This is a genomic window from Arthrobacter sp. R4, assembly GCF_051365025.1.
Lineage (GTDB): Bacteria > Actinomycetota > Actinomycetes > Actinomycetales > Micrococcaceae > Arthrobacter.
Genome location: NZ_JBLWIJ010000049.1, coordinates 1 through 26,658, shown reverse-complemented (window position 1 = coordinate 26,658; position 26,658 = coordinate 1). Strand labels below are relative to the sequence as shown.

25 protein-coding genes are annotated in these 26,658 nt (G+C 66.0%); 15 read left to right on the top strand and 10 right to left on the bottom strand.

Annotated elements, in window-relative coordinates:
• Positions 1 to 35: 35 nt before the first annotated feature.
• The 6 genes from ACLKOZ_RS22085 to ACLKOZ_RS22060 all read right to left on the bottom strand — a co-directional run bounded on the left by ACLKOZ_RS22085 (position 36) and on the right by ACLKOZ_RS22060 (position 9,082).
• Positions 36 to 1,142 carry a FecCD family ABC transporter permease gene (locus tag ACLKOZ_RS22085; protein WP_436478367.1) on the bottom strand — a complete coding sequence of 369 codons (1,107 nt, stop codon included), beginning with the start codon at positions 1,140 to 1,142 and terminating at the stop codon, positions 36 to 38.
• A 10-nt stretch (positions 1,143 to 1,152) separates the two neighbouring features.
• Positions 1,153 to 2,244 (bottom strand): iron-siderophore ABC transporter substrate-binding protein, encoded by a 1,092-nt coding sequence (locus ACLKOZ_RS22080; RefSeq protein ID WP_337348991.1) that lies wholly within the window; start codon positions 2,242 to 2,244, stop codon positions 1,153 to 1,155.
• A 164-nt stretch (positions 2,245 to 2,408) separates the two neighbouring features.
• Complete coding sequence (locus tag ACLKOZ_RS22075) at positions 2,409 to 3,122, bottom strand: hypothetical protein (RefSeq protein ID WP_436478366.1); 714 nt, start codon at positions 3,120 to 3,122, stop codon at positions 2,409 to 2,411.
• A gap of 193 nt (positions 3,123 to 3,315) precedes the next feature.
• Positions 3,316 to 6,768 (bottom strand): ATP-binding protein, encoded by a 3,453-nt coding sequence (locus ACLKOZ_RS22070; RefSeq protein WP_436478364.1) that lies wholly within the window; start codon positions 6,766 to 6,768, stop codon positions 3,316 to 3,318.
• A complete protein-coding gene (locus ACLKOZ_RS22065) occupies positions 6,765 to 7,622 on the bottom strand; it encodes a DUF4194 domain-containing protein (protein ID WP_436478362.1) in 858 nt (285 codons plus the stop codon). Before ACLKOZ_RS22065 ends, ACLKOZ_RS22070 begins: the two co-directional genes overlap by 4 nt.
• Positions 7,623 to 7,624: 2 nt before the next feature.
• Entirely contained in the window at positions 7,625 to 9,082 is a 1,458-nt protein-coding gene (locus ACLKOZ_RS22060; RefSeq protein WP_337348987.1) for a DUF3375 family protein, read from the bottom strand.
• A gap of 262 nt (positions 9,083 to 9,344) precedes the next feature.
• Between ACLKOZ_RS22060 and ACLKOZ_RS22055 the strand changes: the two genes are divergently transcribed.
• The 3 genes from ACLKOZ_RS22055 (at position 9,345) to ACLKOZ_RS22045 (ending at position 12,578) form a co-directional block, all read left to right on the top strand.
• Positions 9,345 to 9,647: a hypothetical protein gene (locus tag ACLKOZ_RS22055; protein ID WP_436478360.1), complete on the top strand. Its 303-nt coding sequence runs from the start codon at positions 9,345 to 9,347 to the stop codon at positions 9,645 to 9,647.
• Positions 9,648 to 9,710: 63 nt separating this feature from the next.
• Positions 9,711 to 11,726: an acyl-CoA dehydrogenase family protein gene (locus ACLKOZ_RS22050; RefSeq protein WP_436478358.1), complete on the top strand. Its 2,016-nt coding sequence runs from the start codon at positions 9,711 to 9,713 to the stop codon at positions 11,724 to 11,726.
• A gap of 51 nt (positions 11,727 to 11,777) precedes the next feature.
• Entirely contained in the window at positions 11,778 to 12,578 is an 801-nt protein-coding gene (locus ACLKOZ_RS22045) for a TIGR04086 family membrane protein (protein WP_436478356.1), read from the top strand.
• Here ACLKOZ_RS22045 and ACLKOZ_RS22040 read toward each other — a convergent pair.
• Positions 12,575 to 12,976: a YchJ family protein gene (locus tag ACLKOZ_RS22040; RefSeq protein ID WP_436478354.1), complete on the bottom strand. Its 402-nt coding sequence runs from the start codon at positions 12,974 to 12,976 to the stop codon at positions 12,575 to 12,577. The genes ACLKOZ_RS22045 and ACLKOZ_RS22040 overlap by 4 nt on opposite strands.
• A 233-nt stretch (positions 12,977 to 13,209) precedes the next feature.
• On the opposite strand from ACLKOZ_RS22040, the gene ACLKOZ_RS22035 reads away from it, so the two are divergent.
• From ACLKOZ_RS22035 to ACLKOZ_RS22005, 7 genes are all read left to right on the top strand, one after another.
• Entirely contained in the window at positions 13,210 to 14,070 is an 861-nt protein-coding gene (locus tag ACLKOZ_RS22035) for a hypothetical protein (RefSeq protein WP_436478352.1), read from the top strand.
• 211 nt (positions 14,071 to 14,281) lie between these two features.
• Entirely contained in the window at positions 14,282 to 15,331 is a 1,050-nt protein-coding gene (locus ACLKOZ_RS22030; protein WP_436478383.1) for an aldo/keto reductase, read from the top strand.
• Between the two features lie 80 nt (positions 15,332 to 15,411).
• Positions 15,412 to 16,416: an aldo/keto reductase family protein gene (locus ACLKOZ_RS22025; RefSeq protein ID WP_436478350.1), complete on the top strand. Its 1,005-nt coding sequence runs from the start codon at positions 15,412 to 15,414 to the stop codon at positions 16,414 to 16,416.
• A gap of 92 nt (positions 16,417 to 16,508) precedes the next feature.
• On the top strand, positions 16,509 to 17,615 hold the full coding sequence (locus ACLKOZ_RS22020) for a sulfite oxidase (protein WP_436478348.1): 1,107 nt from the start codon (positions 16,509 to 16,511) through the stop codon (positions 17,613 to 17,615).
• Between the two features lie 74 nt (positions 17,616 to 17,689).
• Positions 17,690 to 18,076 (top strand): RNA-binding S4 domain-containing protein, encoded by a 387-nt coding sequence (locus tag ACLKOZ_RS22015; protein ID WP_436478346.1) that lies wholly within the window; start codon positions 17,690 to 17,692, stop codon positions 18,074 to 18,076.
• Positions 18,077 to 18,222: 146 nt separating this feature from the next.
• Positions 18,223 to 18,618, top strand: coding sequence for a hypothetical protein (locus ACLKOZ_RS22010; RefSeq protein ID WP_436478344.1), 396 nt, complete (start codon positions 18,223 to 18,225; stop codon positions 18,616 to 18,618).
• Positions 18,615 to 20,078 (top strand): amidohydrolase family protein, encoded by a 1,464-nt coding sequence (locus ACLKOZ_RS22005; RefSeq protein WP_436478342.1) that lies wholly within the window; start codon positions 18,615 to 18,617, stop codon positions 20,076 to 20,078. Before ACLKOZ_RS22010 ends, ACLKOZ_RS22005 begins: the two co-directional genes overlap by 4 nt.
• Here the strand turns inward: ACLKOZ_RS22005 and ACLKOZ_RS22000 are convergent.
• The gene (locus ACLKOZ_RS22000; RefSeq protein WP_436478340.1) at positions 20,075 to 20,578 is read right to left on the bottom strand and encodes a hypothetical protein; all 504 of its coding nucleotides are present in this window, start codon (positions 20,576 to 20,578) and stop codon (positions 20,075 to 20,077) included. The two genes, ACLKOZ_RS22005 and ACLKOZ_RS22000, sit on opposite strands and share 4 nt — an antisense overlap.
• A gap of 183 nt (positions 20,579 to 20,761) precedes the next feature.
• On the opposite strand from ACLKOZ_RS22000, the gene ACLKOZ_RS21995 reads away from it, so the two are divergent.
• Positions 20,762 to 21,379, top strand: a complete 618-nt coding sequence (locus ACLKOZ_RS21995) for a uracil-DNA glycosylase (protein WP_337348976.1) — start codon at positions 20,762 to 20,764, stop codon at positions 21,377 to 21,379.
• Between the two features lie 65 nt (positions 21,380 to 21,444).
• The gene (locus ACLKOZ_RS21990; protein ID WP_436478338.1) at positions 21,445 to 22,377 is read left to right on the top strand and encodes a hypothetical protein; all 933 of its coding nucleotides are present in this window, start codon (positions 21,445 to 21,447) and stop codon (positions 22,375 to 22,377) included.
• Positions 22,378 to 22,398: 21 nt separating this feature from the next.
• On the opposite strand, the gene ACLKOZ_RS21985 is transcribed toward ACLKOZ_RS21990, so the two are convergent.
• A complete protein-coding gene (locus ACLKOZ_RS21985) occupies positions 22,399 to 23,643 on the bottom strand; it encodes a type II toxin-antitoxin system HipA family toxin (RefSeq protein ID WP_436478337.1) in 1,245 nt (414 codons plus the stop codon).
• Positions 23,640 to 23,906: a helix-turn-helix transcriptional regulator gene (locus ACLKOZ_RS21980; protein ID WP_337352687.1), complete on the bottom strand. Its 267-nt coding sequence runs from the start codon at positions 23,904 to 23,906 to the stop codon at positions 23,640 to 23,642. The genes ACLKOZ_RS21985 and ACLKOZ_RS21980 overlap by 4 nt, the downstream gene beginning before the upstream one ends.
• A gap of 170 nt (positions 23,907 to 24,076) precedes the next feature.
• Between ACLKOZ_RS21980 and ACLKOZ_RS21975 the strand changes: the two genes are divergently transcribed.
• The 3 genes from ACLKOZ_RS21975 to ACLKOZ_RS21965 form a co-directional block, all read left to right on the top strand.
• On the top strand, positions 24,077 to 24,835 hold the full coding sequence (locus ACLKOZ_RS21975) for a FadR/GntR family transcriptional regulator (RefSeq protein ID WP_376047567.1): 759 nt from the start codon (positions 24,077 to 24,079) through the stop codon (positions 24,833 to 24,835).
• Positions 24,836 to 24,870: 35 nt separating this feature from the next.
• Positions 24,871 to 25,986, top strand: a complete 1,116-nt coding sequence (locus ACLKOZ_RS21970) for an asparaginase (RefSeq protein ID WP_436478334.1) — start codon at positions 24,871 to 24,873, stop codon at positions 25,984 to 25,986.
• Between the two features lie 221 nt (positions 25,987 to 26,207).
• The coding region (locus ACLKOZ_RS21965) for an amino acid permease (protein ID WP_436478333.1) at positions 26,208 to 26,658 on the top strand (451 nt) is incomplete at its 3' end.

Here is a 26,658-nt window from a genome sequence, read left to right as displayed (position 1 = left end):
TGATAGGTCAACGGGGGGTTTGGTTTCGACGAGGTTCACAATCCTGCTCCCTTGCCGCGGCGGATCAGCCAGACGAAGACGGGCGCACCCACCAGGGCCGTCATGATGCCGGCCGGGACCTCGCCCGGGAGCAGCACCACGCGGCCGATGACGTCTGCACCCAGAAGCAGTGCCGGGGCCAGCACCAGGGAGAACGGCAGGATCCAGCGGTAGTCGGGACCGGTGAGCGACCGGACCGCGTGCGGAATGACCAGGCCAACGAAGCCGATGGGCCCGGCCAGCGCCGTCGCGGAGCCGCACAGCAGCACAATGCCCAGGGCCGTCACGGCCCGGCTCAGGCCAACGCGCTGGCCGAGGCCGCGGGCGATGTCGTCACCGAGAGCCAGGCTGTTCAGGACGCGGCCGGTGGCCAGAATGATGAGGGCCCCGACAGCCAGGAACGGCAAGCCCGGGAGCACCACGGACCATTCGCGGCCAGCGATCCCGCCGACCTGCCAGAAACGGAAGCGGTCCAGTGTGTCCTGGCTGGAGACGAGGATAACGCTCATGAGGGAGTACAGCCCGGCACTGAGGGCCGCCCCGGCGAGGGCCAGCTTGACCGGCGTCGCACCATCCCGGCCCATGGAGGCGATGAGGTAAACCACGACGGCGGCGGCTGCGGCACCGACGAAGGCAAACCATATGTAGCCGCTGAGGGAGGTGACGCCAAAAAGGTAGATCCCGGTGACCACCGCCAGCGCGGCTCCGGCGTTGACGCCCATGATGCCCGGATCCGCCAGCGGGTTGCGGGCGACGCCCTGCATGGCAGCACCTGCAAGGCCCAGGGCGCCGCCGGCCAGGATGCCGAGGACGGTGCGCGGGATACGGGCGTGGACCACGGCGTGGTCGCCGTTGGCGGGGTCGAACTGCGTAAGGGCCTGCCATACGGTGGCCAGGGTCAGTCCACGGGCACCGATGGCCAGCGACGCGGCCGTTAGCAAAGCAAGTACGACGACGGCGGCCAGCAGCCAGGCGGCCTGCCTGGCTGCGAGGCGCGGGCGGGCGGCGTCACGGTTCCGAGGGGTGAGGTCTCGGGCCTTCCGCGGCACCAGAGCGCCGGGATGTTGCACCTCGGCGGGTGCCGCCGTCGTACTTTCCGTCATGGGACGGTGCTTACTTCACTGCATCCGCTGCAGTGGCCAACTGCGGCAGGAACGTGTCCAGGGACCACGGCAGGCTCAGCGGGGAGGAAGCCGAGATGGACAGCGTCAGGGTGTTGTCCGAATCGGCAACCAGGGCGCCCTTCTGGATGGCCGGGATCTGGCCGAGCAGTGGGTCTGACTTGATCGAATCGGTGGTGGCGGCGTCCGGGACCCAGGTGACGAAGATGTCGGATTCGAGCTCGTTGGCCTTCTCTGCGGACCACGGGATGAAGAATTCCTTGGAGCCCTTCGAGTTCTCCTCAACAACGGAGGCCAGCTTCATGCCAATCTCGCTCAGGAAGCGGGGGCGGTTGTCGTTGGCGGTGTAGACGTTGACGCCCTCAGCCGATGCGGGCTCCAGGTTGCCGTAGATGAAGCTCTTGCCCTCGAGCTGCGGGTACTTGGAGACCTTTTCCTTGATGGTGGCCTCGGTGTCGGAGATGAGCTTGGTGGCTTCGGCTTCCTTGCCCAGGGCCTTGCCAATGATGGAGGTGGAATCCTGCCATGACGTTCCGTACGCAATCTCAGGGTGGGCCACCACTGGGGCGATCTCGGTGAGCTTCTTGTAGTCCTCTTCGGTCAGGCCCGAGTAGGCGGCCAGGATGACGTCCGGGGTGAGCTTGGCGATCTCGGTGAAGTTGACGCCGTCTGCCTCGGAGAACTGGACCGGAGCCTTGTCCGAACCGAAGCCCGCGCCGAGTTCCTCCAGGGCTGCGTCCTTCCACGGCGTGGAACCTTGCTCGTTGCCGCCCCATTCGTTCTTGGGGACGCCTACCGGGACAACTCCAAGGGCAATGGCAACGTCGTCGTTGACCCAGGAGACCGTAACAACGCGCTTGGGCTGTTCCTTGATGGTGGTCTCACCGAAGACGTGCTTGATGGTGACCGGGAACTGCGAGCTGCTGGAGCTGGAAGTGCTGGCGTCCGAGGTGGAGGACGCGGGTCCGGTGGAGCAGGCGGAGAGGGTGAGTGCCGCTGCGGCGAGGACGGCCGTTGCCTTGCCGGCTGACTTGAACAGCGTGCGGCGCGTGGCACTGGGGCCGGAAAAGAGGGGGGAAGTCACGGAACTCCTTAGGTGAATGAAGCGAACCTAAGTAAGGCTAGCCTACCCTCCTCTGCATTACGCAAGGTTTGCGTAACTTAATTCGCCGACGTGACGAAGCACACAGCCACTCAGCGGAAACGCTCCCCCACATCGCATGAAGGAGCGCTCCGGGAAAGCGGCGGCTAGCTTTGGGACATACTCAGCAGCAGCGCCTTGAGGGCTTGGCCTTCCGCGCTGGCGAGCCAGGCCTTGGCGGCATCGTCGCTGGCGAAGGGCTTGTCGATGAATTCGACGTCGGCAACCAGGACGCGGTCGCCGACACGGATGATCCCATCCAGGGCCATCTCCGCCCCGGAAAGAGGCACCCCGGCCGTCAGGTGCATCCGGTACTTCGCAATGTCGTTTACGTTGTCAACGTAGAACGAGTAGTGGGCCGTGGGAGCAGGTTGCCCCTGCAGCCCGGGAACAGGCGCGGACTCGAAAACAGTCCTGGTCACGGGACTGGTCACACCGTCGGCGATTTGCCCGGTGTAGACAGTGGCCTGCTTGGCGCCGCCAGCGTCGTAAACCGTGGCCGTCCCCACGAACGGCGAGCCGGCCGCCTTGAAGAGCTCCACACGCCAGTCCGCCGGGTGCTTGAAGGAGATTCCGTCCGGGAACGTGTACGTCACCAGGGCCGCCGGCGCCGGGGCGGACGATGCTGGCTGCCCGCCCTCCGTCGAAGGACCTGCTGTGCTGCTGGGGTTTGGAGGCGTGCTCGCGGACGTCGTGGCCGCGCTCCCGGCAGTCGGCGTTCCGGCGCCGCCTGGTGAGGCATTTGCCATGCAGCCTGTAAGGGTGAGTGCGGCTGTGAATGCCAGGGCCGCGGTGAACGGTGCGCGAAATGCAGGGCGCATGATGGTGCCTTTCGTGAAGACGCCGTCAGGCTCGACAGGTGTAAGGCGGACCCAGCATTCCGCGATCACCCTTGGCGGAGCGTGGGGGCGAGTTGTGATGGTGCCCATAACCTTGGCACGCAGCTCCGGGCCTTCACCAGACTTTCAGCAATAAATCCATCGATTTGTTATAAAAACCTTTACCGGGTCACGATTAGCGCAAAACGATGTCCACAGGATTGGCCTCCGACCGCCATTGACCCTCAGCACCGGGCCTCGGCCGGATCACCGGAGCGCTCAGCACGCCGGAACGGTTGGTGCGCTTGTCCCGCAGGATCTCCGTCACGGAGCCCAGGTGCCGCGACAGGTCGATCACGTTCTCCGGCGCCGCCAGCAGCAGCTGGAATCCGAATTCGTGCAGCGCCTTGATGCCCGCGCCAGCGAACTCCTCCGACGCCAGCACAAACGCCTCGTCCATCATCACCGTGCCGTAGGTAGTGAACCCCTGCTCCGCAATGCCCAGCTGGTAGCTCAAGGCCGCGGCCATGATGAACGCCGTAAAGCGCTGCCGCTCCCCGCCGGACATGGAGCCTGTGTCGGCGTGCATGTAGACATCGGTCCGCTTGCCGCCCGTTTTGCCGTCTGCCACCTCCCGGTGCTCCTTGCATTGGATAAACAGGTGGCCGCGAACGTCCAGCACCTCGGCACGCCAGCGCCGGTCCTCGGGGGTCTGCGAGCCCAGCCTCTTCACGAGTGTTTCCAGGGTCTTGTAGCGGGCAGTGAGCTCGGCGTCGTCCGCTCCATTTTCCGCGCCTGAACCCGGGCGGGCCGGACGCGTGTGCCGGGCCTTCAGCGCGTTCTGGATGGCGTCCTTGAACTGCTTGGCCGTGGCCGGCAGGGTCTGCTTGATGTCCAGTTCCAAGAAGCTGCCTTCATGGAAGTTGACCTCGGAAAGGATCCCGTTGAGCGGCAGGATGCGGCTGGTAATGGAACGCCGTTCCTCATCCAGCAGGTGCAGCAGCGTGCTGAAGGACTCGTGCGTGCGCTGGTTGAAGAACTGCCGGAACTCAGTCTCCTGCGCGGGAAGGCCGTCACTGACGATGGCGTGGTAGCGCGATTCGAACTCCCCCGCTGCGCCGATTGACGTGCCGTGGTCCGCAGAAATTGCGGTCCCCCACTCGCGGACGAAGCCCTCGAAGATCCGGGTCAGCCGCTCGGAGGTTGCCTGCCCGCGTGTCTCGGCGGCGTGCAACTCCCCCAACAGCGCAGTCCGGACGCGGTTGGCGAGGTTGTCCAGTTCATGCATTTCGGTGATGTCGCCGAAGTCCGTGAAGTACGGCTCCAGCGCCGTGACGGTAGCGTCCGACGGCGGCGCCTGCTCCAGGCGGGCCCGCGCGGCTTCCAGCAGTGAATCGGCGGCGCTCAGCTGCCGGTCGAGTGCCTTGTATTCGCTTTGCAGGACAGCCGCAGCTTCAGTGCTGGCCTGGTGTTTCTGCCGCGCCGCTTCGATGTTGGCGCGCAGCGGTTCCAGATCCGCCTGTGCTGCGAGGGCGTCCTTAAGCCGCTGTTCTATCCTGGTGAGTTCCTCTGCGGCGACTGCAGCCGATACCTGTTCCCAGGGGCGGTGGTCCTCCGCAATCAACCTCAGGGCATCGAGTTGCCGGCTCATGCCCTGGTGCGACTCTTCTCGGCTCTGCGCCAGTTCGGCTGCCTTGGCCAGCTCCTGTTGCAGGTCCTCCACTTGGGCGGCCACGAGTTCCAGTTTGGCGGCGTTGTCGAACCCGAGCACGTAGTCCTGGCGCCCGGTGAAACGGTCATCTTTTTCGACCGTGTGCCGGTTGCGCTTGACCACGCCGCCCAGGCTCAGGCCCTTGTCCAGGGTGGCCAGACTGTCGGCGTCCTCGACGCACGGATACGCGAAATCGAGCGCGATCCGCTCCCGGATCCACTCCCCGGCGTCCGCCACCGCGCCGCTGGCGAGGATGTCCAGCTTGGTGAGCAGGTCGCCGTCGCGCACGTCCTCAACGGCAAGCGCGCCGCCGGCGAGCGGCTTGGACACGTCCACGGCGCGCAGGGAGCCGCGCACCTTGTGGTCATTCAGGAAGCGGGTCACTGCGGCGAAGTATTCGCCGGGAACCAGGAGCGTGGTGGCGAGGTTCCGGAGTGCCCGCTCGGCAGCCGGCCGCCACTGCTCCTCCCCTTCGGCGAGGTCGATCAGTTCGCCTGCAAACGGCATCCGGTCTTCGGGAATGCCGGTGGCTGCGGCGATCGCCGCCCGGTTTTCAATGCTCGACGGCGGCAGCAGGGACTTGCGCGTCTTCAGCGACACCAGCTCCTGTTGGGCTGCAGCCAGCTCGCGTTTTTTCGTGGCGTGGCCGTCGAATGCCTCGAAGCGGAGTTCCTGCAGCGCCTGGGAGTCATCCTTGAGCTCGGCAGACCGGGCGGCCGCCTGCTCGTGGGCCTGCTCCCAGCCCTTGGCCGTCCACTCAAGCTGCAGGCCGGCGTCGGACAGTGCCTTGCGGGCCGCTTCCTCCACCTGCTCGCGGAGCCGGAGGCCAACGCGGGCGTTTTCCAGTGACTGCTCGATCGCGGAGATCGCGTTGCCGCCCTGGTTGTTGTAGTCGGCCTCAAGCTCGCGCAGTTCCTTGGCCAGCCCGTCGCGGACAGAACGTTCCGCGCCCAGTTCCTTGGCCTTGACCTGGGCCAGGTCCTTGATCCGGGCCAGGGTCTTCTGGTGCACCGTGACCGAGAGCTGCTGCCTATAGGCTTCGAACTCCTCGCCTGACAGCTCACGGAGCCGGTTGGCGTCCAGCAGCGACTGCGCGTACTCCTTGTTCAGTCCGGGTACCGGGGCCAGCTGGTCCCGCTGCTGCCGTACATCCTCCAGCCGCTGCCGGATGGACATCAGGTTGCTGAATTCCTCCACCACGTCATCCGCCGCGGCAAGGGTTGCCGGGGCGTCCAGGACCTGGTCGCGGAAAAACGTGTTCACGCTGCCTCCAAGGCCTTTGCCGGCCTGGATCACGCGGAGCAGTGGCAGGGCCTGGTCCGAACTGATGCCCAGGAGCCGGCGGAAACGCTCGGCGAATGCCTTGTGGACGTCGAAGATCTGCGCGTCCGGGAAGACGGTCTCCAGCGAGGCCTTGGTGAAGCGTTTCTCGGCGATGTCCTCAATGGCCGGCAAGTCCAGCGGCTTGCTGTCGATCAGGTAAAAGCGCCCCACACTGGACTCCGTGCCGTTCTTGGGCAGGTCGAACAGCGCCGACACCGTGACGCGCGTACCCGCCGCGTTATCGAACGTCAGGGCGACGGCGGACCACGTGGCACCCGGCCGCTGGAAGGCACTGGCGGAGCCTTCGCCCACGGCCTTGTCACCCACCTTGCCGCGCATGTACGTGAACGTGGTCCTCTTGTCCTCCACCGCACCGCCGGCACGCTGGGCCGCCGCCTCATTGGAGCGCGGCCGGGCATCAAACACCCGCAGCATGGCATCAAACAGCGTGGACTTACCTACGCCGGAGTTGCCCGTCAACAGGGTTCCGTTGCGGTCCACGTGCATCGTGTGCGCCCCATGGAACGTGCCCCAGTTGACCACCTGCACCAAGGCAAGGCGCATCTGGCCCGGATTCGTGAGCTCGCCCATCGGCAGCATGGATGCGATGCTCACTTGGCCTCCTCCGTGGTCGTGGCTGAGTACGACGACGGTGCTGCCGCCCCCGCCCCCTCGGCATCGGCGTCGTCGTCCCCACCGTCCTCCGCACCCGCGTCACCGTCGAGCTCTATCAGCGCCTCGGTACCCGTCGGGTCTGCTGTGGCCGCTACCAGGGCTTCGATTTGGGCCGGAATATCGCCGATGTTTTCGAAAGGCAGGGCAAGGGGGAGTGCGTTGGAGATGGTGTAGACGTCGTCCAGGCCGGTGGTGAGGAGCAGTTGACGGGCCAGGAGCTTGGTGATGGCACGGGTGACCACGTCCGAATCCCTCAATGCGTCCTGCTGCCCGGCTGGCTGGTAGTGGGCCACGAGGTCTGCAATTTCTTCGCGCGTGATGGTGGGGTCCGTCTGGGCCGTTACGTGGCGGTCCAGCAGCAGCCGCAGGCGGAGCAGGACAATGGTCTCCACCCGGCTCAAGGCACGTTGCTGGCGCAGGATGCTGGAGCGTGTGCTGCCGCCGATGGCCTCCGGGTCCACCGGGCGCAGGACGGCGATCTTGCGTTCGTGGTCCAGCTGCAGGGTGAGGAAGAGTTCCGAGAGGCGGCTGCGCAGGATGAGCTGGTGATCCAGCAGGGTGGTCCACAGTTTTTCGTCCCGTCCGCCGTCGACGTACGGGCCCTTGAGCAGCTTCACCAGGGCCTGGCGCACCTTCATCGAGAGCACGCCGGTGTCGCCGGGGAACAGGGCCGCACCGTCCACAAACGTGTCCCTGGGTGTGACGGAGAAAGGTCGCTCTGCGTGCGGCGGGGCCTCGGCAAGGGTGGCTTCCTCCGCAACGGAAGGTGGCGCCGTCGTGGTTTCTTCAGTCATCGTCAATCCTTCTTGAGGGTAACCACCGGCAGGTATGCCTTGCGGGTGGTGCCGTCTATCTGTTCGTAGTCGAGGCCGTCCCAGGCGTCACGGTCAAAGGCCGCACCTTCCTGGAGGGCGTGCGAGAGGAGCGCCCGGATGGAGTTGATGTGCTGCTCCTCGGGCGGCAGCTGGGCCCAGGCCTCGGCCAGCGTGGCGGCACCGGCGGCAGCTGCCTTGATGGCCTCGGGCCGGGCCTTGCCCGTCCTCGGCGAGCGCACGCGGTCGGAGTCGCTGAACGCGATGGGGTCCGCGAGCTTGGGCGGAACGGCAAACTCGTCCGGATCATAGAGCTTGACCATGGCCAGCGATTCGAACCCCGCGTTGAACAGCACCGGACCGCGGACCAGGCCTGGCCGTTCACGTTCATAGGGCAGGGACCGGATAGCCTGCTCGGCCTCGCGCAGCACCTTCCGGAGCCGGACGGATTGGCGGAAGTCATCACTCTGGACGTAGGTGTTCAGGCTTTCGCTGAGCTTGCCGTAGATCCGCTGGATCTGGCTGTGCTGGTGGCGGAGCTCGGCCACGAGGTTCTTAAGCGTTTCGCGGTCCTCCGCCGAGAGGTCATCGGCGAACTGCCGGCTGAGCACCTCGCCGATTGCCGAACGGAAACGCAGCTGCTGCTGCGGGTCCTCCAGGAATGCGGTGAAGGAGCGGAACGTCCTGCCTTCGGGACTTTGCCGGAGCCGCTTGTCGGCCTCAAGCACCTGGGCCATGGTGGCACCTTTGCTGAGCGACTCCTCGATGATCTGGTTGCGGAGCTCGCCCACGAGCTCCTCGATCCGGTCACGCATCTTCTTGTAGTCGGCGGGCAGGCTCGCGGCCAGGTCCAGGATGTTACCGGCGGCCTCCACGGCTTCGTCGTCGTCCAGCAGGCCATCGAAATCGCCGGAGCTGATGTCCTGGATCAGCTGCTGCCGCTCCCCGATCTCTTCCTCCAGGGATTCCAGCCGGGCGCTCTGGTCCGGGTTGGTCTCGTTGGCCAGCTTCTCCACGTCGCCCAGGAGCGTGCCCAGCCTGGAACCGTTCAGCGTGGACCGCTCGCTGGAGAGGCTGTCCAGGAATGCGAGCACACGGGCGGCCGGCTCGGTGACCTCGTAGACGATCTGCCCCGATTGGTTGCGGCGGGTCAGGAAGTGCTTCCGGGTCCATTCGTCTGCGTATTTTTTTCCCGACGGCGCCCCGGCGGCACCGCCCAGCGCCGGCTCCTCGCGCCGCAACTGCTCAAGGAAGGAGTCGACGTCGGCATGGAACTCTTCAAGCTGAACCTGCGGGCGGGTGCGGGTAAAGGACGCCTGGAGCACGGCGATCACCCAGGGCGCGGAGCGCGTGAGTGCCCAGGCGGGTCCCTGGGTGAGGAGTTCGAGGTCCCTGAGCCGGGCACTGATCGCGTCAGCGGATGACCTGGCGGAGCGGGGCACGCACTCTCCTTCAGCTGATGGGGGATGGTTGGGCAGCGAGAATCTACGAAAGACGAAAACTGCCAACTACAAGGTTAACGCAGAGCCTTCCTACCCCTAACGGCAAAGGTTCCGCGACCGCTCCGTGACCTACCTCCCGGTAGCATTGCGATCCCATATCAACCCGTTGTTGCTGGCGGGGCGGGTCTGGTTGGACTCGCCCCAAAGCCCCTACGCTCAGTGCTACTGATCCAACCGAAGCAATGGCGCAGCAGGGGGAAGAATGCAGTTCGACCTAAGTGCAGTGGAAACGGCCACCATGGTGTTCACCGGAACGCTGGTGATTGCCCTGGTCCTGGCAGCCTTCGTCCTGGTGGCAGGGTTTCTGGCCCTGGTCCTGGTAGGCGTCGGCAAACTCGGCTGGTTCCTCGCCTCCACCACGCTGCTGGCCGTGGTCCATGGCATCAATAACGGCTGGGACAGGCTGGTGCACCATGCGTCGGCAGTGGAGATTCCCGGGGACTTCCCGGGCCAGCCATCCCCTAGCACCGGAAGCTACCCGCGGGTAATATTGAGAGACAGCTAAAGGGTTCTCCAACCCGGCGGATCCATGGCTTGAACCGGCCATCCCGGGCAGAGGAGATACCCCATGAGTTCCGCCACTGACAGTCCCGCCGCCAGCGCATTTGCCTCCGACGCCCCGGACGCGGATGTTCCCGTTGCCGCGAGCAACATCGGATCCGAAGCAACCGCGGCGGACGCCCGCGCAATAACCGAGGCAGCCCGCCAGACGGACTGGGATCGGCCAAGTTTCGCCAAGGGACTGTACCTGGGCAATTTCGACCTCAGCCTGGTCCACCCCTGGCCTACCGCCAAGGAGGACGACGTTGAACGCGGCGAAGCCTTCATGGCACGCCTCGAGGCCTACGCCCGCACGATGTCCGGCCGCGTGATAGAGCGCGAAGACAAGATTCCGGACGAATACCTCAAGGGACTGGCGGACCTCGGGGCCTTTGGCATGAAGATCCCGCAGGAATACGGCGGTTTGGGGTTGTCCTTGGTTTACTACGGTCGCGCCCTGGCCCTGCTGGGCAGCGTGCACCCCAGCATCGGGGCCCTCCTGTCCGCCCACCAGTCCATCGGCGTCCCCGAACCCGTAAAGGTGTTCGGAACCCCGGAACAGAAACGGGAATACCTGCCGCGCTGCGCCGCCGGGGCCATTACCGCCTTCCTGTTGACGGAACCGGACGTGGGCAGCGATCCTGCCCGAATGGGCAGCACGGCAGTTCCCACGGACGATGGCGAGTCTTACATCCTGGACGGCGTGAAGCTTTGGACCACCAACGGCGTGATTGCCGAGCTGATGGTGGTGATGGCCCTGGTGCCGGCCCACACCGACGCGGACGGCACCAAGCACAAGGGCGGGATCAGCGCCTTTGTGGTGGAAATGGACTCCCCCGGCATCACCGTGGAGAACCGCAACAGCTTCATGGGGCTGCGCGGCATCGAAAACGGAGTGACACGGTTCCATCAGGTGCGGGTGCCCGCGGCCAACCGCCTGGGACGTGAAGGCCAGGGACTGAAGATCGCGCTGACCACGCTGAACACCGGCCGGCTCTCCATTCCGGCGCTGTGCGTCGCGTCGGGCCGCTGGAGCCTGAAGATTGCCCGCGAGTGGTCCAATGCACGCACACAGTGGGGCCAGCCGGTGGGAAAGCATGAAGCCGTGGGCAAGAAGATCGCCTTCATCGCAGCCACTGCTTTTGCCTTGGACGCGGTCTTTGAACTATCGGCCGAACTCGCCGACGCCGGGCAGAAGGACGTCAGGATCGAAGCCGCCCTGGCCAAGTTGTGGTCCACGGAGATCAGTTATCGGATTGCCGATGAACTCGTGCAGATCCGCGGTGGCCGGGGCTTCGAGACGGCAGAGTCACTGGAAGCCCGCGGCGAACGCGCTGTTCCAGCCGAGCAGCAACTGCGCGACCTCCGGATCAACCGGATTTTCGAGGGCTCATCGGAGATCATGAAACTCCTGATCGCCCGGGAAGCCGTGGACGCCCACCTGGCTGCGGCCGGCGACCTCGCATCGCTGGACGCAAGCCTGCAGGACAAGGCGAAGGCCGCCGTCGGAGCTTCCGGCTTCTATGCCCGGTGGCTGCCGAAGCTGGTGGCGGGCGCGGGAATGGACCCCCGCTCCTACAGCGAGTTCGGACGTCTCGCCAAGCAGTTGCGCTTTGTGGAGAGGTCTTCGCGCAAGCTGGCCCGGCAGACCTTCTACGGTATGGGCCGCTGGCAGGCCAGGCTAGAGCACAAGCAGGCCTTCCTGGGCCGAATTGTTGATATCGGTGCGGAGCTTTACGCCATGGCAGCATGCTGTTCACGGGCCGAGATGATGCTCCACACCGCGCCGGAACGTGCAGCCAGCGCCTATGAGCTTGCTGAGGCGTACTGCGAGCAGGCCCGGGTCCGCGTCGAGGAGTATTTCGATCAGCTCTGGCGCAACACCGACGACGGCGACCACCACCTCTCGCGCAAGGTCCTGGCCGGGGACTACACGTGGCTTGAGGCCGGTGTCTTTGACCAGTCCGAGGGCACCGGGCCATGGATCGCGGACGCTACTCCCGGGGCCTCTACGAAGGAAAACCAGCACCGCCGATACCGCTAGCAACTAATAAGCACCCTTGTTATCGCAGGTCAGCGGTGGTTGAGTTGAGCCATGAGCAACCAAACGAACCCAGAGGACAGTCTTCCGCGGCGTGCCCGGAACGAGAATCTACGGAATGAGACTGCTCGTGATGAAAGCTTCGCCGGCGGGCAGCCTACGCAGGCCTATCAACAGACTCCGCCCACGTACGGTGAGCGCGCATACGTAGCGGACCCTGACGCAGCCGACAGCACCGCGGCCTACCCGAGCGTGGCGGACCCGAACGTCACCGACCGGCAGACCGCCGTCGCACGGGAAAAGGAAAAGTTCGGCGGAATCAAGGTGGGCTCCGCGTTCTTCGGCTGGCTGGCCGCCATGGGCATGGCCGTGCTGCTCACCGCGTTCGTGGCAGCAGCGGGCACCGCCGTGGGACTGGCCAACAACACAGACGTCAACGAGGCGGTCAACCAGGTGGCAACCAACGGCACTGTGGGGCTGGTGGGCATCATCGTCCTGCTGGTGATCCTGTTCGCGTCGTACTATTCCGGCGGGTACGTGGCAGGCCGGATGGCACGGTTCAACGGCGCCAAACAGGGTTTCATGGTGTGGATCTGGGCCCTTATTGCCGCCGTCGTCATCGCTATCCTTGGCCTGGTTGCCGGACAGCAGTTCAACGTCCTGGCCAACCTGAACACCTTCCCGCGGATCCCCATCAACGAAGGCGAACTGACTATCACCAGCATCATTGCCGCCGTGGTGGTGGCTTTGGTGGCGCTCGTTGGTGCCGTCCTGGGCGGCCTGGCGGGCATGCATTTCCACCGCAAGGTGGACAGGGCAGGCTTCACCCCGGACGAAACGTACAGCGAGGGCTAGGCAAGGAGCACAGCATCTACGTAGTACCAGCGGCGGTTCTCGCGCACGAAACGGCTGGTTTCGTGGTGGACTCCGCGTACGCCGTCGTGCCGGAAATGGGCTTTGAACTCCACGGTCCCCGCGGTGTCCAGCGGTCCGCCCCGGCTCGTGGAGACGATATCGAGGCGGCGCCATTCCATGGCGGGGTCCAGTTCCAGCTCCGACGGCGCGGTGTCCGGATGCCAGGTACGCATGAGGTAGGCCGCGTCGAGCAGGACAAACGCGCTGTACCGGGACCGCATCAACTGCTCGGCGGTGGCGGCCTCGGACTGGCCAGTATGGAACCGCCCGCAGCACTGCGCGTACTCCTCACCCGACAAGCAGAAACAACGTCGTGCGGCGGTTGGATTCTCGGGCATGATGCTCCTGTCAGGCTGGTCCGGGCCCGCAGTCCAGAGGGCTTTTGGGGTCTCCTTCCGACTATAGGTGGCTGCGGCCTTGTCATATCCGGTAACAGGTTTGAAACAACACCGGACGCACCCCTCCCTGCGGCGCGACGGGCCTCAAATAGTCCGTAAGGTAGTGGAGGGGCTGTTGCCCGTGGTGATGAGTGCCGGCACGGACTCCGCTGCTGGCAGATAGGAGAGGTGACGTGGGAGATTCAACGACGCTCGCTCTGAACCTGACCTTTTTTGGCACGCTCGGCCTCGCATTCCTGATGTTTTTTGGCCTCTTCCTCCTGGTGGTAGCCACCCTTGTCCTGGCGGGGGTCGGCCGGCTGGTCGCCCTGACGGTCATGGTCCTCTTAGGCAAGCTTCCCCGGCATGAAACCTTGCCGCTCGTCCGCCTGACCGGGGCATCGGGGACGGCATCATCGGCTTCGGCCGCGGATGCGGAAATGCCAGGTCACGACGACGGCGCTGCCGCCACCTCCCCCGCGAAAACGGCGAGCGCCGGGGTGCTTCGCGCCAAAGCCGCTGCCCTGCAGACGAAGACGCGGACGACGACCGGCGCTGCCGTGTCGGCCGCACGCACCCACGGGAGTGCCGCCGTCGCCACCCTGAGGGCGCCGCGCGACTGGCGCAAGGTGCTGCGCGACGCCCGCACTGCCCTGAAACCGTCCGAATTCAAGCCGCGGTTCCAACACGCCGTCGAACACCACCCGCTGCTCACGGCCGCACGCCGTGTACCGCCGGTGCTGGCAGAAGACTGGGCCGCGGCCGTCGCGGAAGCCGATGCCCGGGCCCTTGCGCGCGCACGCGCCGCCGCACCGCAAATCAAGGTCTCCGTCCGTGACTTGCCGGATCCCGGAGTGCCTGCAGAGAAAGTGGTGGCCGTCGCTCCGCTGGTGGAGTCGGCACTGCACCAGGACCACCCGGCGCGGGATGTACCGCGGTCCTTCAAGAAGCCCTCCGCCGCTCCGCCACTTTCCCCTTTGGATACCGGCTCCCTCGTGTCACTCTCCGGCCACGCCAAGGTCATTAAAGGCAAGCTGCCCGCCGACCGGCATTGAGGGAGGCCGGGCGCCACGCCCGCCGAACGCATTCTGACGGGCCCCGACCTCAGCGCGGTCTTCACAAACCGTCATCACCACCGGCCGCGTTACCCCGCGCTACGAAAAGCGAAGCTGTATGGCGCTTTCCCGCGACGCGGCGCGGAATTTGTGTAGCGTCGTGACGATCCACAGCAATCCGCCGTGGGAAATCGACCGTGAGGAGCAGGGGATGAGCCTCAGCGAACTTCGTGTGTTCGGGCGGTCCGGCACGCCGATCAGCCCGCTCACGCTGGGCACCATGAACTTTGGCGAGGGACCTGGCGGCGTACCCGGCGGCCCGCCCACCGGAGCAGACGAAAGCATCCGTATCATCCAGGCCGCCCTGGACGCTGGCATCACCGCGGTGGACACCGCCGACGTCTACTCCCAGGGAGAGTCCGAACAGGTGGTGGGCCGTGCACTCCGCGGCCGGCGCGACGACGTCTTCCTCGCTACCAAGTTCCACGGCCAGATGAGCGCCAACCCCGCGCACTCGGGGAACTCACGGCGCTGGATCATGCAGGCCGTGGAGGGCAGCCTCCGACGACTCCAGACGGACCGGATCGACCTGTACCAGGCGCATCGGCCGGACTACAACACCGACGTGTTGGAGACCATCACCGCCCTGAACGACCTCATCCGGCAAGGCAAGATCCTTTACTACGGCACCTCGGTGTTCACGCCTGCTCAGCTGGTGGAGGCACAGTGGCTTGCCACTACCAACCACCTCATCCCGCCGGTGGGCAACCAGGTGCCCTATTCCATGCTGGTTCGCGGCAACGAGCGCGACGTGCTCCCCATCTCCCAGCAGTACGGGCTCGGCGTGCTTGCCTACGGGCCACTGGCCGGGGGTTGGCTCTCCGGGGACTTCGTGCTGGATGCCGGCAAACCCCCGGCACGGGTGCATTCCCTGCCGGGCCGCTACGACATTTCCGGGCCTGCCAGTGAACGGAAGCTGCTGGCGTCGGATGCGCTGGCGCGGCTCGCGGACAAGCTGGAGATCTCCTTGGTGGAACTGGCCATCGGCTTTGCGCTGAACCACCCGGCCATCAGCAGCGTGATCATCGGCCCACGCACCGAGGAGCACCTGCACGCCTACCTGAAGGCAGCAGACACCCTGCTGGGCGAATCCGTGCTGGACGCGATCGACGAGTTGGTGCCTCCGGGAACCAACTTCGTGGAACGCGATGCCGGCGCGATCGTCCCGTCCCTGGAGTACGCGGAGCTCAGGCGCCGCTGAGGCGCCGAGGCGCCGGCATCGCCGTCGTGGTTTTTGGAAAGCCCTTTCCGTGAGCCGCCATCTCCGCTAGCCTGAAAACCATGGAATTCAGATACCTCGGAAACAGCGGCTTCAAAGTCTCGGAAATCACCTTCGGCAACTGGCTGACCCACGGCTCACAGGTAGAGAACGACGTCGCCACCCAGTGCGTGCGGGCAGCGCTCGACGCCGGCATCAGCACCTTCGACACGGCGGACGTCTACGCCAACACGGCCGCGGAAACCGTCCTCGGCGAGGCGCTTAAGGGCGAGCGCCGCGAGTCCCTGGAGATCTTCACGAAGGTCTACGGCCCCACCGGCCCCAAGGGCAAGAACGATCTGGGCCTGTCCCGCAAGCACATCATGGAGTCCATCAACGGCTCGCTCCAAAGGCTCCAGACGGACTACGTTGACCTTTACCAGGCCCACCGCTACGACTTCGAGACGCCGCTGGAAGAGACCATGCAGGCATTCGCGGACATCGTGCGGCAGGGCAAGGCGCTGTACATCGGCGTGAGCGAGTGGACGGCCGAACAGCTCCGCGAAGGCCACGCATTGTCCAGGGAACTGGGCTTCCAGCTGATCTCCAACCAGCCGCAGTACTCCATGCTCTGGCGGGTCATTGAGGCAGAGGTTGTGCCGGCGTCGGAAGAACTGGGCGTGTCCCAGATCGTCTGGTCCCCCATGGCGCAGGGCGTGCTCAGCGGAAAGTACCTTCCCGGCCAGCCTGCCCCCGAAGGCAGCCGCGCCGCGGACGACAAGGGCGGCGCCAAGATGATCCAGCGCTGGATGCGCGACGACGTGCTTGCCGGCGTCCAGAAGCTCAAGCCGATCGCCGCGGAAGCTGGTCTCTCCATGCCGCAGCTCGCGGTGGCCTGGGTCCTGCAGAACCCGAACGTCGCCTCGGCCATCGTGGGCGCATCCCGCCCGGAGCAGATCGGGGACAGCGTGGCCGCCTCAGGCGTGGTCCTCGAGCCGGAGGTCCTGAAGAACATCGACGACGCGATCGGATCCCTCGCCGAACGCGATCCGGCGGAGACCAAGTCGCCCGCGGCCCGCGAAGCCTAAGCGCCCGGGAACTGCCGTTGACGGGGCCGTCCGCCCGGGCGTAAACCTGTCAGAGGGGACCCTCCAGCCTCATCGAGCAGAATCGTACGGCCATGAAGCAGATCTACCGGCAACGCCAGTCAGCCCGCCCCGTGCCGCAGGCCGGCGCGCCCACGTCGGGGCCGTTGACCCCCGAGGAGCTCCAGCTGGCTGCGCGGAACCATTCGATGCCGCTCGAGGCGCTCCGCCGTGACATCACGCCACCCGGCCTCCACTATGTCCTCACGCACTTCGACATCCCCGACCTTGAGGCCGCTTCCTGGCACCTGCAGGTCAAGGGCGCTGTGGAGAGGTCACTGGAGCTTAGCCTGGCGGCGCTCAGGAAGGATCCGGCCATCACCCTTCCGGTCACGCTTGAATGTGCGGGCAATGGCAGGTCCCTGCTCAAGCCACGTCCGCTGAGCCAGCCCTGGATCATGGAAGGGGTGGGGACAGCAGAGTGGACCGGGGTGCCCTTGGCCTACCTGCTCGCGAAGGCCGGCGTGCTGCCCGAGGCCGTGGAAGTGGTGTTCACCGGGGCCGATGCCGGCATCCAGGGCGGCGTCCGGCACCGCTACGCACGGAGCCTTCCGATCCGCGAGGCAATGCGTCCCGACGTCGTGCTCGCTTACCGGATGAACGGCACCGACCTGCCGCCGCAGCACGGTTATCCCCTCCGCCTGGTGGTACCGGGCTGGTACGGCATGACCAGCGTCAAGTGGCTGGAGTCCATCGATGTGGTGACGCACCCGTTCACTGGGTTCCAGCAGCAGCAGGCGTACCGGTACCAGGACAACGCGGACGACGCCGGCACACCGGTTTCGCGGATCAGGGTCCGTTCGCTGATGGTTCCGCCGGGCATACCGGATTTCTTCACGCGCCGCCGGGTGCTGACGCACGGGCCGGTGATGCTTCAGGGCAGGGCCTGGTCCGGCCACGGTGCGGTGACCGGCGTTGAGGTGGGGATCGACGGCAAGTGGGTGGCCGCCCAGCTCGAAAAGCCGGCCGGGCCCTTTGCCTGGTGCAAGTGGACGCTGCCGTGGGTGGCTGATCCAGGCGAACACGAGTTGGCCTGCCGGGCCACGGACGCCACCGGAGCCACCCAGCCACTTGAGCAGAACTGGAATTATCAGGGGATGGGCAACAACGTGGTGCAGCGGGTACACGTCACCGTCGACTAAGCGCGCTGGCGTGAGCGGCCGGAGGGAGCAGGGAAGATTCGCGCAAGACCCACGCCGTATACTCAGTGCCAGCCATGACCATCCTTCCTTCCTCACCCGCCAGCGTCCGCATCGATGCGTGGCTGTGGGCGATCCGCGCCTACAAGACACGTTCTGCCGCCACTGCCGCCTGCCGCGCAGGCCACGTTCGGCTGAACGGCAGTCCCGCCAAAGCATCTGCAACCCTGGTCACAGGCGACACCGTCACCGTCCGGATGTCCGGCTACGAACGGATTCTTGAGGTCCGGCGCCTGATCGCCAAGCGCGTCGGCGCCGAGCCGGCATCCCATTGCTTCACCGATCACACTCCGCCGCGTCCCATTGCCCCGGCCCTTGGCCTCCCGCAGCGGGACCGTGGTGCTGGGCGCCCCACCAAGAAGGACCGCCGCGAGATGGAGCGGCTCCGGGGCGACGCCATCTAGTCCCACGGCCGGGTCGGCGGTGATGGGCAGCGCTGCCCATCGGTCAATGCGAGCCGAATGGCTAGGCTGGTAGGCGGGCGGGATAGGCCCCGCGCTCGGGTTGGAAAATTGCGGCTGCGAGCGCAGGCCGCGAATCTGGGGGAATCATGGGGACTGCTGCGAAACCGTTCAGGGTCAAGGGTCATCCGCGCGTCAAGGCCGGGCTGGGCTGGCGCGCAGGAGATCCCTACTCCATCGGAGAGCGGACCGACGGCCAATGCTCTCTTCGCCTGCCAACACTGCGCAGCGACGGCGACATAGTGGGAGCCTCGAAAGAGTTCCAAAAGGTCACGGACGCCATCAACCCTGTCCTGGAACCAAACGGCTTCGGCCCCGTCTCAGTTCTCGACGAGGGCTCCCAGGGGTGGTGGTCAGTCACGTCGGGCAACGCCCAGGGCGCGAGGGTGCGTATTTTCGGACGGACCTGGGTCGAGTTGGCGTTCAGCGTTCCAGTCGAATCGGAAACCTGCGCCGCCGGCGAACTTATAGGGCTGGCTCCATGACCGAACTCATTCTGGCCTCCATCCGCCAGCCAGGCGAGGATACCGTCTCTGACCTGCACATCGCTGAGGGCGTGGTGACCCGGGTCAGTGCCGGCGGCGGAATCCCGCGCGGCGCGCGCGTGGTCCACCTGGACGGACGCTATGTCATTCCGGGGCTCTGGGACGAGCACGTCCACATGACCCAGTGGGCGCTGCACTCAAACAGGCTGGACCTGTCCGCCGCGGCGTCCGCGCACGAGGCTGCCGCCGCCGTCGGACTTTATGTTCATCACGCCGATCCGTCGGTCACCAGCGTGGGGGTGGGCTTCCGCGACGCCCTGTGGCCCGACGTCCCCACGCTGGAAATGCTCGACGCCGCCACAGGGAACCAGCCCACCGCACTGATCAGCCACGACCTGCATTGTGTCTGGCTGAACAGCGCTGCTGCCCGGCGGTATGGGGTGGAGGTTGACGCCGGTGGCCTGCTCCGGGAGGAACCTGCCTTTGCCGTCACCCGCGATCTGGGCAAACTTCCCGATTCACTGGTGGACGGCTGGGTCCGCGATGCCGCCCGGGCAGCTGCAGCCCGGGGCGTCGTGGGCGTCGTTGATTTCGAGATGACCTGGAACCGTGACGTCTGGCTGCGGCGCCTCGCTGATGGCTTCGATGCCGTCCGCGTGGACGCCGGCGTCTACCCCAAGGACCTGGAGCGGGCACGCAACGATGGCATGCGCACAGGATTGGAGCTCGACGGCGGCAGGGGGCTCCTGCGGGTCGGCCCGCTGAAAGTCCTCATCGACGGATCGCTGAATACCCGGACGGCTTTTTGTTCGGATCCGTACCCCGACGGCAGCTACGGGCTGCTGACCGTCAGCGAAGGCGAGTTACTGTCCCTGCTTCGGCGGGGGCGGGAGTACGGTTTTGTCCCGGCGGTCCATGCCATCGGCGACGCCGCCAACCGGGTGGCCCTGGACGTGTTTGAGCGCGCGGGGATCGGTGGCCGAATTGAGCACGCGCAGTTTGTCGGGGCGGAGGATCTGGCGCGCTTTGGGTCCCTGGGGGTTACTGCCAGCGTGCAGCCGGTCCATGCACTGGATGATCGCGACGCCGCAGAGTCCAACTGGAGCGGCCGTACGCAGCGGGCCTTTCCGCTGAGGTCGCTCCTCGACGCAGGGGCCACGTTGGCGCTGGGTTCGGACGCACCGGTTGCGCCGCTGGATCCGTGGGCTGGGATGTCGGCGGCCACCACCAGGTCCCGGCAGGACGGCCGCGGGCCCTGGCATCCCCAGGAATGCATCAGCAGAAGGCAGGCGCTGGCGGCCTCCGCGAGGGGCAGGAGCCGGATCCGGGTGGGGGACCTGGCGGACCTGGTGGTGCTCGACGCCGATCCGCTGGCTGTGTCCGACGCGGAATTCGGCGCCCTACCAGTTGCGGCAACGCTGCTGGCGGGCCGCTTCACGTACGACGGCGGCCTGGCTTAGTTCCTGGTCCGGGCCTGGATGAGGTTCGCGAACGGCAGCCGCCCAAACTCCGCCACAAAGTCCGCGTGGAGCCTGGCTTCGGTGCTGTTCACTTGGTCGGTGGGGACCTCTTTCCAGGCGATGACCAGCGATTCGGGTGCCGCGAGCTGCCACACCAGCCGGCCGTCCCAGTGGCCCGGCGGCTTACCCTTGCCGAAGTCAAGGAACTCCTGGATCTGCCGGCGGAGTCCACGGTTTCCCTTGCTGCCGGGACCCGCCTTGCCGAGATAGAGGACGTCGGCGTCCTGAACCCACTCCGCAGCCAATGCAGGTTCCGGTAGCGAGGGGTCCTTCTTTTTGAAGATGCCGGCCGTGCTCTTTTTCAGGAACCTCGGCTCGAAGCCGTCCGGTCGGAGCACGGCGAAGACTCCCGTGCCCTGCGGGATCCGCATGATCTCGAGGCTGCCGACCGCCCTGAATCCTGCGAACCCCTCGGCCCTAAGGGATGCCCTGCTGACCATGGCGACGGTTCCTTAAGTCGGGGAGGCCCGCGGTGTGGGGATGCCTTTCCATTGTTCCCCAACGCGGCACCATCCTTGAACTCAAGGGAATAGAATAATTCCCGCCCGCGCACCCCCACGTCCAAAAGCGTAGAGTGGCCTAAGACGCCTGATTCTGGACGCCGTGCTGCTGAGGGAGAAACCGTGACGATTGACTGGGACGAAAAAAAGGCCCTGCTACAGGAACCGAACATCGCGGCCGTGACGCAGCTTTGTGACGAACTGATGGAAAAGAAGCCAGGGTCCATCGTCCCGTATATCGACCCCGTCCACGACGAGGACGAATGCCGGATCGTGAGCCTCCAGGTCAGCCCGGGCAAAGGCACGGAATCCGGGTTCGTCTCCCATTACAACGACGACGAAGCCGCCCGCCGCGCTACCCAGATCTACGAACTCGCTGAACTTGACCCCCGCTATGTGATGCCCTGGAACGCCTACCCGTGGGTGCGCGACCCCGATCTCCCCACCGCGCTCAACGTCCAGGAAAAGACCGACGGTCTGCGTCCCTTCCGCCAGTTCCTTAAAATCAACTCCCGTGTTTCGGCCATCATCGCCCACGGCACCGATGCCTCCACGTTCCTGACCCTCTTCGAGAAGACCTACCACTCATCCCTGAAGAACAGCGGCATCAAGATCTACAAGGCCAGCGCGCTCGGCGGGCGGGCCTTTGCTGTTTCTGAAGCCAAGCAGGAAGAGCTGCTCACGAAGAGCGTCGAGGTCTACAAGGACGCCATGCAGCGCGCAGGCATCCAGCACCTCTAGCCAGCCGGGAACGCTCGACGGCATGATCCCCTGTGGTGCGAGCCACTGCGGTGTAGGTTGGGCCAATGGAAGTGCTCGACTGGTTGCTCGACTCCGATCCCTCCATCCGCTGGCAGGTCCTGCGTGACCTCGTTGATGCCCCGGCCCGGGGGGTTGCCGCCGAGCGGGACCGTGTTGCCACATCCGGTTGGGGCGCCCGGCTCCTTGCACTGCAGGGCACCGACGGACAATGGGACGGCGGCACGTACTGGCCGGCGCAGGACGATGACCCGGACAGCCAGCCGTGGACCGCAACCACGTACAGCCTCCTGCTGCTGCGCGGGTTCGGCCTGAACCCTGCCAGCCCTCAAGCCCGGCACGCAATCAGCCGGGTCCGCGACAACAGCCGCTGGGAGCAAGGCAACCAGCCTTTCTTCGATGGCGAGGTGGAGCCCTGCATCAACGGCATGGTCGTAGCCCTCGGCGCCTACTTCGGTGAGAACGTGGACCCGGTGGTGGAGCGGCTGGTTCGGGAACAGCTCTCGGACGGCGGATGGAACTGCGAGGCCGAGAGGGGTTCCACACGCTCGTCCTTCCACACCACCATCTGCGTGCTTGAGGGGCTTCTTGAGCACGAACGTTCCACCGGCGGGACCTCCCCATCGCGGCAGGCACGGCGGCGGGGCGAAGAATACCTCCTGGCCCGAAGCCTGCTGAGGCGAAAGAGCAATGGCGAGCTAATCAACGGTCACTGGCTCCAGTTCTCCTACCCCACCCGCTGGTTCTACGACGTGCTCCGCGGGCTGGACTACTTCCGGGCTGCTGGCGGCGCTCCCGACAAACGGCTGGAAGAAGCCGTGGAGGTAGTCCGCTCCAAGCGGCAACCAAATGGCCGGTGGCTGCTGGAAAACACCCACGCGGGCAAGGTCCACTTCCAACTGGAGGACGGCGACGGGAATCCCAGCCGTTGGAACACCCTCCGCGCCCTGCGGACCCTCAGGTGGTACGACGGGCCGTGACGATGCGCCACGCTGCCCCGCTTAGCCCTCGAGCAACCTTCGGCGGTGCTTCAACTCCTTGACCCACGCCCGGGTGACCATGTCGGGGAATGGCGAGCCGCCGTCGTCGTTGGTTGCCGGGCCCCCTACACCGGCGAAGGCGGTGCCCGCCTCCAAGTCTGCGATCAACGGGCCTGACGCTTTCAGGGCCAGTTCCACCACCTGGACCGCTGTGCGGTCCGAGAGCCCCAGTGCCGTGGCCCAGCCCAGGAAGTGCCGTCGCGAAATCCCGCTCCGCTTTCCCGCCAACGTCAGCGCCAGGGTTTTGTCGCCGTACACCACGGTGGAGGGGATGTCGTAGACCGGGGCGATGGTCCACTCGCCGTGCGGCTGCTGAACCATCGAGACATTCTTGGCGTGGAGGTCGCCGTTGCCGCTGAGCCACGCAAACGCGCCCTGGATGGCCAGGTTCCTCAGGGCGGGCAGGGGCGCCGAACAGTAGTCCGCAAGCGCCTGGCACACCTGGCCATAGCCCACGTTGTACTTGTCCGCCGGATAGAGCTTGAGCACCTGCGCCCCGTCCTCCACGGCCAGTCGCCGCACCTCGTCCGGACCGCCGCCCGCGATGGGCACCCGGTCGAAACGCTCCCCCAGCAGGCCCGGCCGGCCCGCTACGTCCCGGATCAGTTGCACCCGGCTGAGCGGGAGCCGCAGTTTGGCGGCGTACCGGAACATCACCAGCTCGTTTTCCACCACGTGCGGAAACTCCGGGGCATTGAGTTTGAGGATAAACCGCCTGCCGGCGCTGGCCACCGGCAGCGAGATCATGCCGGCCGAGAGCTTGTCCTGCACGCCTGCCAACGCCACCGGGTCGATCAGGTCCGGGTCGCCCAGCAGCTGGTCGAAGTCCACCGGCAGCTTCGGATCCAGCTGGACGGCGTGCTCGTCCGGGTCCAGCGGTTCGCCGTGGCCAACAATCTGGACGTCGCCCACCGGATTGCCGCCGGCAGCGATGAGCAGCGAGAGGTCGTCGTCGGCGCTTGTCTTGATGGAGCGCCGGAGCGCGTTGAGCCTGCGGCCCTCCGGCAGCAGCCCGGTGAAATAGGGCGGCGCCGCTCCTGCCGCCGACAGGACGGGGCTGCTGGTGAGCGGCAGGGAACTGGCGACGGCGGGTCCCCCGGACGCGAGGTACGCCGGCAGATAGCTGAACCGCGTGCCGCCGTCGTGCCGTTCCAGCCGCGCGGCAAGCACACCGGCCTTGTAGACATCAGCAATGCGGTGTTTCATGGCGCTGGTTCTTGTTCCCTGGCGGTGCCGCTGAGCGCGCGGGCGGCCTGGCTGGTTCTGGTGGCCAGTTGCAGCTCCAGCCCCAGGGTTTCGAGCAGGGCGGTCAGGGAATCCAGCTGAATACTCGGCTTGCCCTGTTCAACAAACCGGACAAAACGCTCTGATACACCTGCCATGTCCGCGAGATCCTGCTGGGTGAGGCGCATGCCTATACGGCGCGAGCGGACCTCTCTGGCCAAGTGATCGCTGATCGATGCCGCCATAACACTCCCATAGGTACGATCGTGCCGATTCAATGTCCTGGGAAGAGCCTACGCCGATACTTTCCCGGGGAAAAGGGTGGAACGGCACGAACGTGCCGCTGGGCTTATACATCTGGGTGAGCCACGCACGGATCTTGACACCCCCTTGTGACCCGTGCCATATTTTAAGCGTGAACCTGTCAGACAGCCGGACAGCAGGACAGCCTGCCGAGTCCGCCGCGGAGCCAATGGCCCCGGGCACCAGCGCCATCCCGCGCCTGCCCCAGCCTCTCGCCCGGCTCAGCGCTGCCGAAGCAGTGTTCAACGCCATTCGGAGCGACATCGAATCAGGGCAGGTTCCGGTCGGCGGCAAACTGAGCTCGGAGGCCATGCTCTCGCAGCAGTACGGCGTCAGCCGCTCAGTCATCCGGGAAGCCCTGCGCTCCTGCACCGCGCTGGGGCTGACCGTTACCAAGACGGGCAAGGGCACCTTTGTGGTGGCCGACAAGGTGGCCAACGACCTCACGCTGGGCCAGTACTCCGCCCGGGACCTCACCGAGGCCCGTCCGCACATCGAGGTCCCTGCAGCAGGATTGGCCGCCGAGCGTCGGAGTGAGGAAGAACTGGAGACCCTGCGGCACATTGTCGAAGCAATGACCGCCGAAACGGACCCGGAATCATGGGTTGCCCTGGACTCCAGCTTCCACGAAGCCATCGCCCGCGCCAGCGGCAACAAAGTGTTCGCCAGCGTCGTCGCCGATATCCGGGGCGCCCTGGCGTTCCAGTCAGAAACCCTGAACATGGTGGCCGACCGCCAGCACGCGTCGGACATCGAGCACCAGCACATCCTCGCCGCAATCGAGGCGGGCTCCGCTGACGCCGCGAGCACAGCAATGGCCGAACACCTGCGCGCCGTCGGCGTTGCCCTCGATTCCATCCTCAATAAATAACCGCGTTAACAAGTACCAGCCACCCCAAGGACTTCATGCCAGCCCCCGCCATGCCCGCTGCCCACACCGCTGCCCCCGGCACCGCCGAAGCAGCATCCGGCACACTTCCGCAGCACGCTCCCCTGGTGGTCGCCACCCGCGACGGCCTAGTGGAGAGCGTCCATTACGGCTCGGCTATTGCCACGGCACCGGACGGCTCAACCTTGGCAACGGCGGGCAATCCCATGGCACCGTTCTACCCGCGCTCTTCCCTTAAGCCCCTGCAGGCCGTGGCCATGGTCCGCGCCGGCCTTAACCTCCCCGCCGACCTGCTGGCCCTCTCCGCAGCGAGCCACTCCGGAGCTGCCATTCACCGCGGCGGCACCCAGCGCATCCTCGCCATGCACGGGCTCACGACCCGCGACCTGGAGAACAGCACCGACCTTCCCTATGGCAGCGCAGAGCGCGAGGACTGGCTGCGCTCCGGTTTCCACGCCACCCAGCTGACCCAAAACTGCTCCGGCAAGCATGCCGCCATGGCTGCCACGTGCGTCATCAACGGCTGGCCGGTCAAGGGCTACCTGGACCCGTCCCATCCACTCCAGCAGCTCGTTGCCGCCACCATCACCGAGCTGACGGGCGAGGTACCCTTTGCCCGCAGCACGGACGGCTGCGGCACCCCGCTCTTCGCCCTCACCCTTCGAGGGATGGCCCGCGCCTTCGGCCGCATAGCTGTCGCCGCCGGGAACGCCGCCGGAAAAACCTCCGACGACGCCGGAACCGCCGCACCTGCGGCGGAAGCCGCCGTCGGACTGGCCATGCGCCAGCACCCGGACATGGTGGCCGGCGAACGCCGCGACGTCACCGATCTGATGCGGCTGCTTCCCGGATCCGTGGCGAAAGACGGTTTTGAAGGTATTCAGCTCGTAGGCCTGCCCGATGGCCGTGCCGTGGGTGTCAAGATTTCAGACGGCGGCGACCGCGCCCGGATGCCCGCCACCGTCCGCCTGCTCGATTCCATTGGTGTGGACATAGCGCCGCTGGCCGGAATCGCCACTGCCCCAATACTGGGCGGCGGTCACAAAGTTGGCCTGCTGCAGCCCACAGACTTCCTGTCCACGCCCAACGAAGCCCTGCGGGAAGTCGGTGACCACCGGCCTGACCGCCCTTGATGCCCGTACCGCTGACCCGGTCCGGGCACGACCTGCCACCACCTACCCCGAACATCTCCGGATCACGGTGGCACACATCCATCGGCCTGGCCATCGCCCTGAACACCCATCCGGGCAGTGCCAACCTCAGCAAGTAATCCCCCACCGCCCCTGGTCCCGCAAGCTCAGCCAGGGATCCCTGCGGTCGTGGGCCCACCCACCGCTCTCCCGAAGGACACCCCATGACAAATTCCCCCATCCCTGACCACCTCATCGACGGCGGGCATGCGCATGCCAGCGAGTCGGCGTTGCATGCGGAGGATAAGGGTTATCACAAGAACCTCAAGCCCCGGCAGATCCAGATGATCGCGATTGGCGGTGCGATCGGGACCGGGTTGTTCCTTGGTGCGGGCGGCCGGTTGAATGCCGCGGGCCCGTCGCTGGTCATCGCTTACGCGGTGTGCGGGTTCTTCGCGTTCCTGATCCTGCGGGCGTTGGGCGAACTGGTCCTGCACCGGCCGTCCTCGGGCTCGTTCGTGTCCTACGCGAGGGAGTTCTTCGGTGAGAAGGCCGCGTTCGTCTCCGGCTGGTTCTACTGGATCAACTGGGCCACGACCACCATCGTGGATATCACCGCCGCGGCCCTGTACATGAACTTCTTCGGCAACTACATCCCCTGGATGGCGGCCGTCC

What these genes read in the sequence shown, in the direction of transcription:
- ACLKOZ_RS22005 (WP_436478342.1), top strand. Translation starts at nt 18,615, where the DNA reads ATGACCGAACTCATTCTGGCCTCCATCCGCCAGCCAGGCGAGGATACC.
- ACLKOZ_RS22085 (WP_436478367.1), bottom strand. Translation starts at nt 1,142, where the DNA reads ATGACGGAAAGTACGACGGCGGCACCCGCCGAGGTGCAACATCCCGGC.
- ACLKOZ_RS21985 (WP_436478337.1), bottom strand. Translation starts at nt 23,643, where the DNA reads ATGAAACACCGCATTGCTGATGTCTACAAGGCCGGTGTGCTTGCCGCG.
- ACLKOZ_RS21970 (WP_436478334.1), top strand. Translation starts at nt 24,871, where the DNA reads ATGCCAGCCCCCGCCATGCCCGCTGCCCACACCGCTGCCCCCGGCACC.
- ACLKOZ_RS22025 (WP_436478350.1), top strand. Translation starts at nt 15,412, where the DNA reads ATGGAATTCAGATACCTCGGAAACAGCGGCTTCAAAGTCTCGGAAATC.
- ACLKOZ_RS22050 (WP_436478358.1), top strand. Translation starts at nt 9,711, where the DNA reads ATGAGTTCCGCCACTGACAGTCCCGCCGCCAGCGCATTTGCCTCCGAC.
- ACLKOZ_RS22010 (WP_436478344.1), top strand. Translation starts at nt 18,223, where the DNA reads ATGGGGACTGCTGCGAAACCGTTCAGGGTCAAGGGTCATCCGCGCGTC.
- ACLKOZ_RS22000 (WP_436478340.1), bottom strand. Translation starts at nt 20,578, where the DNA reads ATGGTCAGCAGGGCATCCCTTAGGGCCGAGGGGTTCGCAGGATTCAGG.
- ACLKOZ_RS22040 (WP_436478354.1), bottom strand. Translation starts at nt 12,976, where the DNA reads ATGCCCGAGAATCCAACCGCCGCACGACGTTGTTTCTGCTTGTCGGGT.
- ACLKOZ_RS21990 (WP_436478338.1), top strand. Translation starts at nt 21,445, where the DNA reads ATGGAAGTGCTCGACTGGTTGCTCGACTCCGATCCCTCCATCCGCTGG.
- ACLKOZ_RS22020 (WP_436478348.1), top strand. Translation starts at nt 16,509, where the DNA reads ATGAAGCAGATCTACCGGCAACGCCAGTCAGCCCGCCCCGTGCCGCAG.
- ACLKOZ_RS22015 (WP_436478346.1), top strand. Translation starts at nt 17,690, where the DNA reads ATGACCATCCTTCCTTCCTCACCCGCCAGCGTCCGCATCGATGCGTGG.
- ACLKOZ_RS22055 (WP_436478360.1), top strand. Translation starts at nt 9,345, where the DNA reads ATGCAGTTCGACCTAAGTGCAGTGGAAACGGCCACCATGGTGTTCACC.
- ACLKOZ_RS22030 (WP_436478383.1), top strand. Translation starts at nt 14,282, where the DNA reads ATGAGCCTCAGCGAACTTCGTGTGTTCGGGCGGTCCGGCACGCCGATC.
- ACLKOZ_RS21980 (WP_337352687.1), bottom strand. Translation starts at nt 23,906, where the DNA reads ATGGCGGCATCGATCAGCGATCACTTGGCCAGAGAGGTCCGCTCGCGC.
- ACLKOZ_RS22045 (WP_436478356.1), top strand. Translation starts at nt 11,778, where the DNA reads ATGAGCAACCAAACGAACCCAGAGGACAGTCTTCCGCGGCGTGCCCGG.
- ACLKOZ_RS22065 (WP_436478362.1), bottom strand. Translation starts at nt 7,622, where the DNA reads ATGACTGAAGAAACCACGACGGCGCCACCTTCCGTTGCGGAGGAAGCC.
- ACLKOZ_RS22075 (WP_436478366.1), bottom strand. Translation starts at nt 3,122, where the DNA reads ATGCGCCCTGCATTTCGCGCACCGTTCACCGCGGCCCTGGCATTCACA.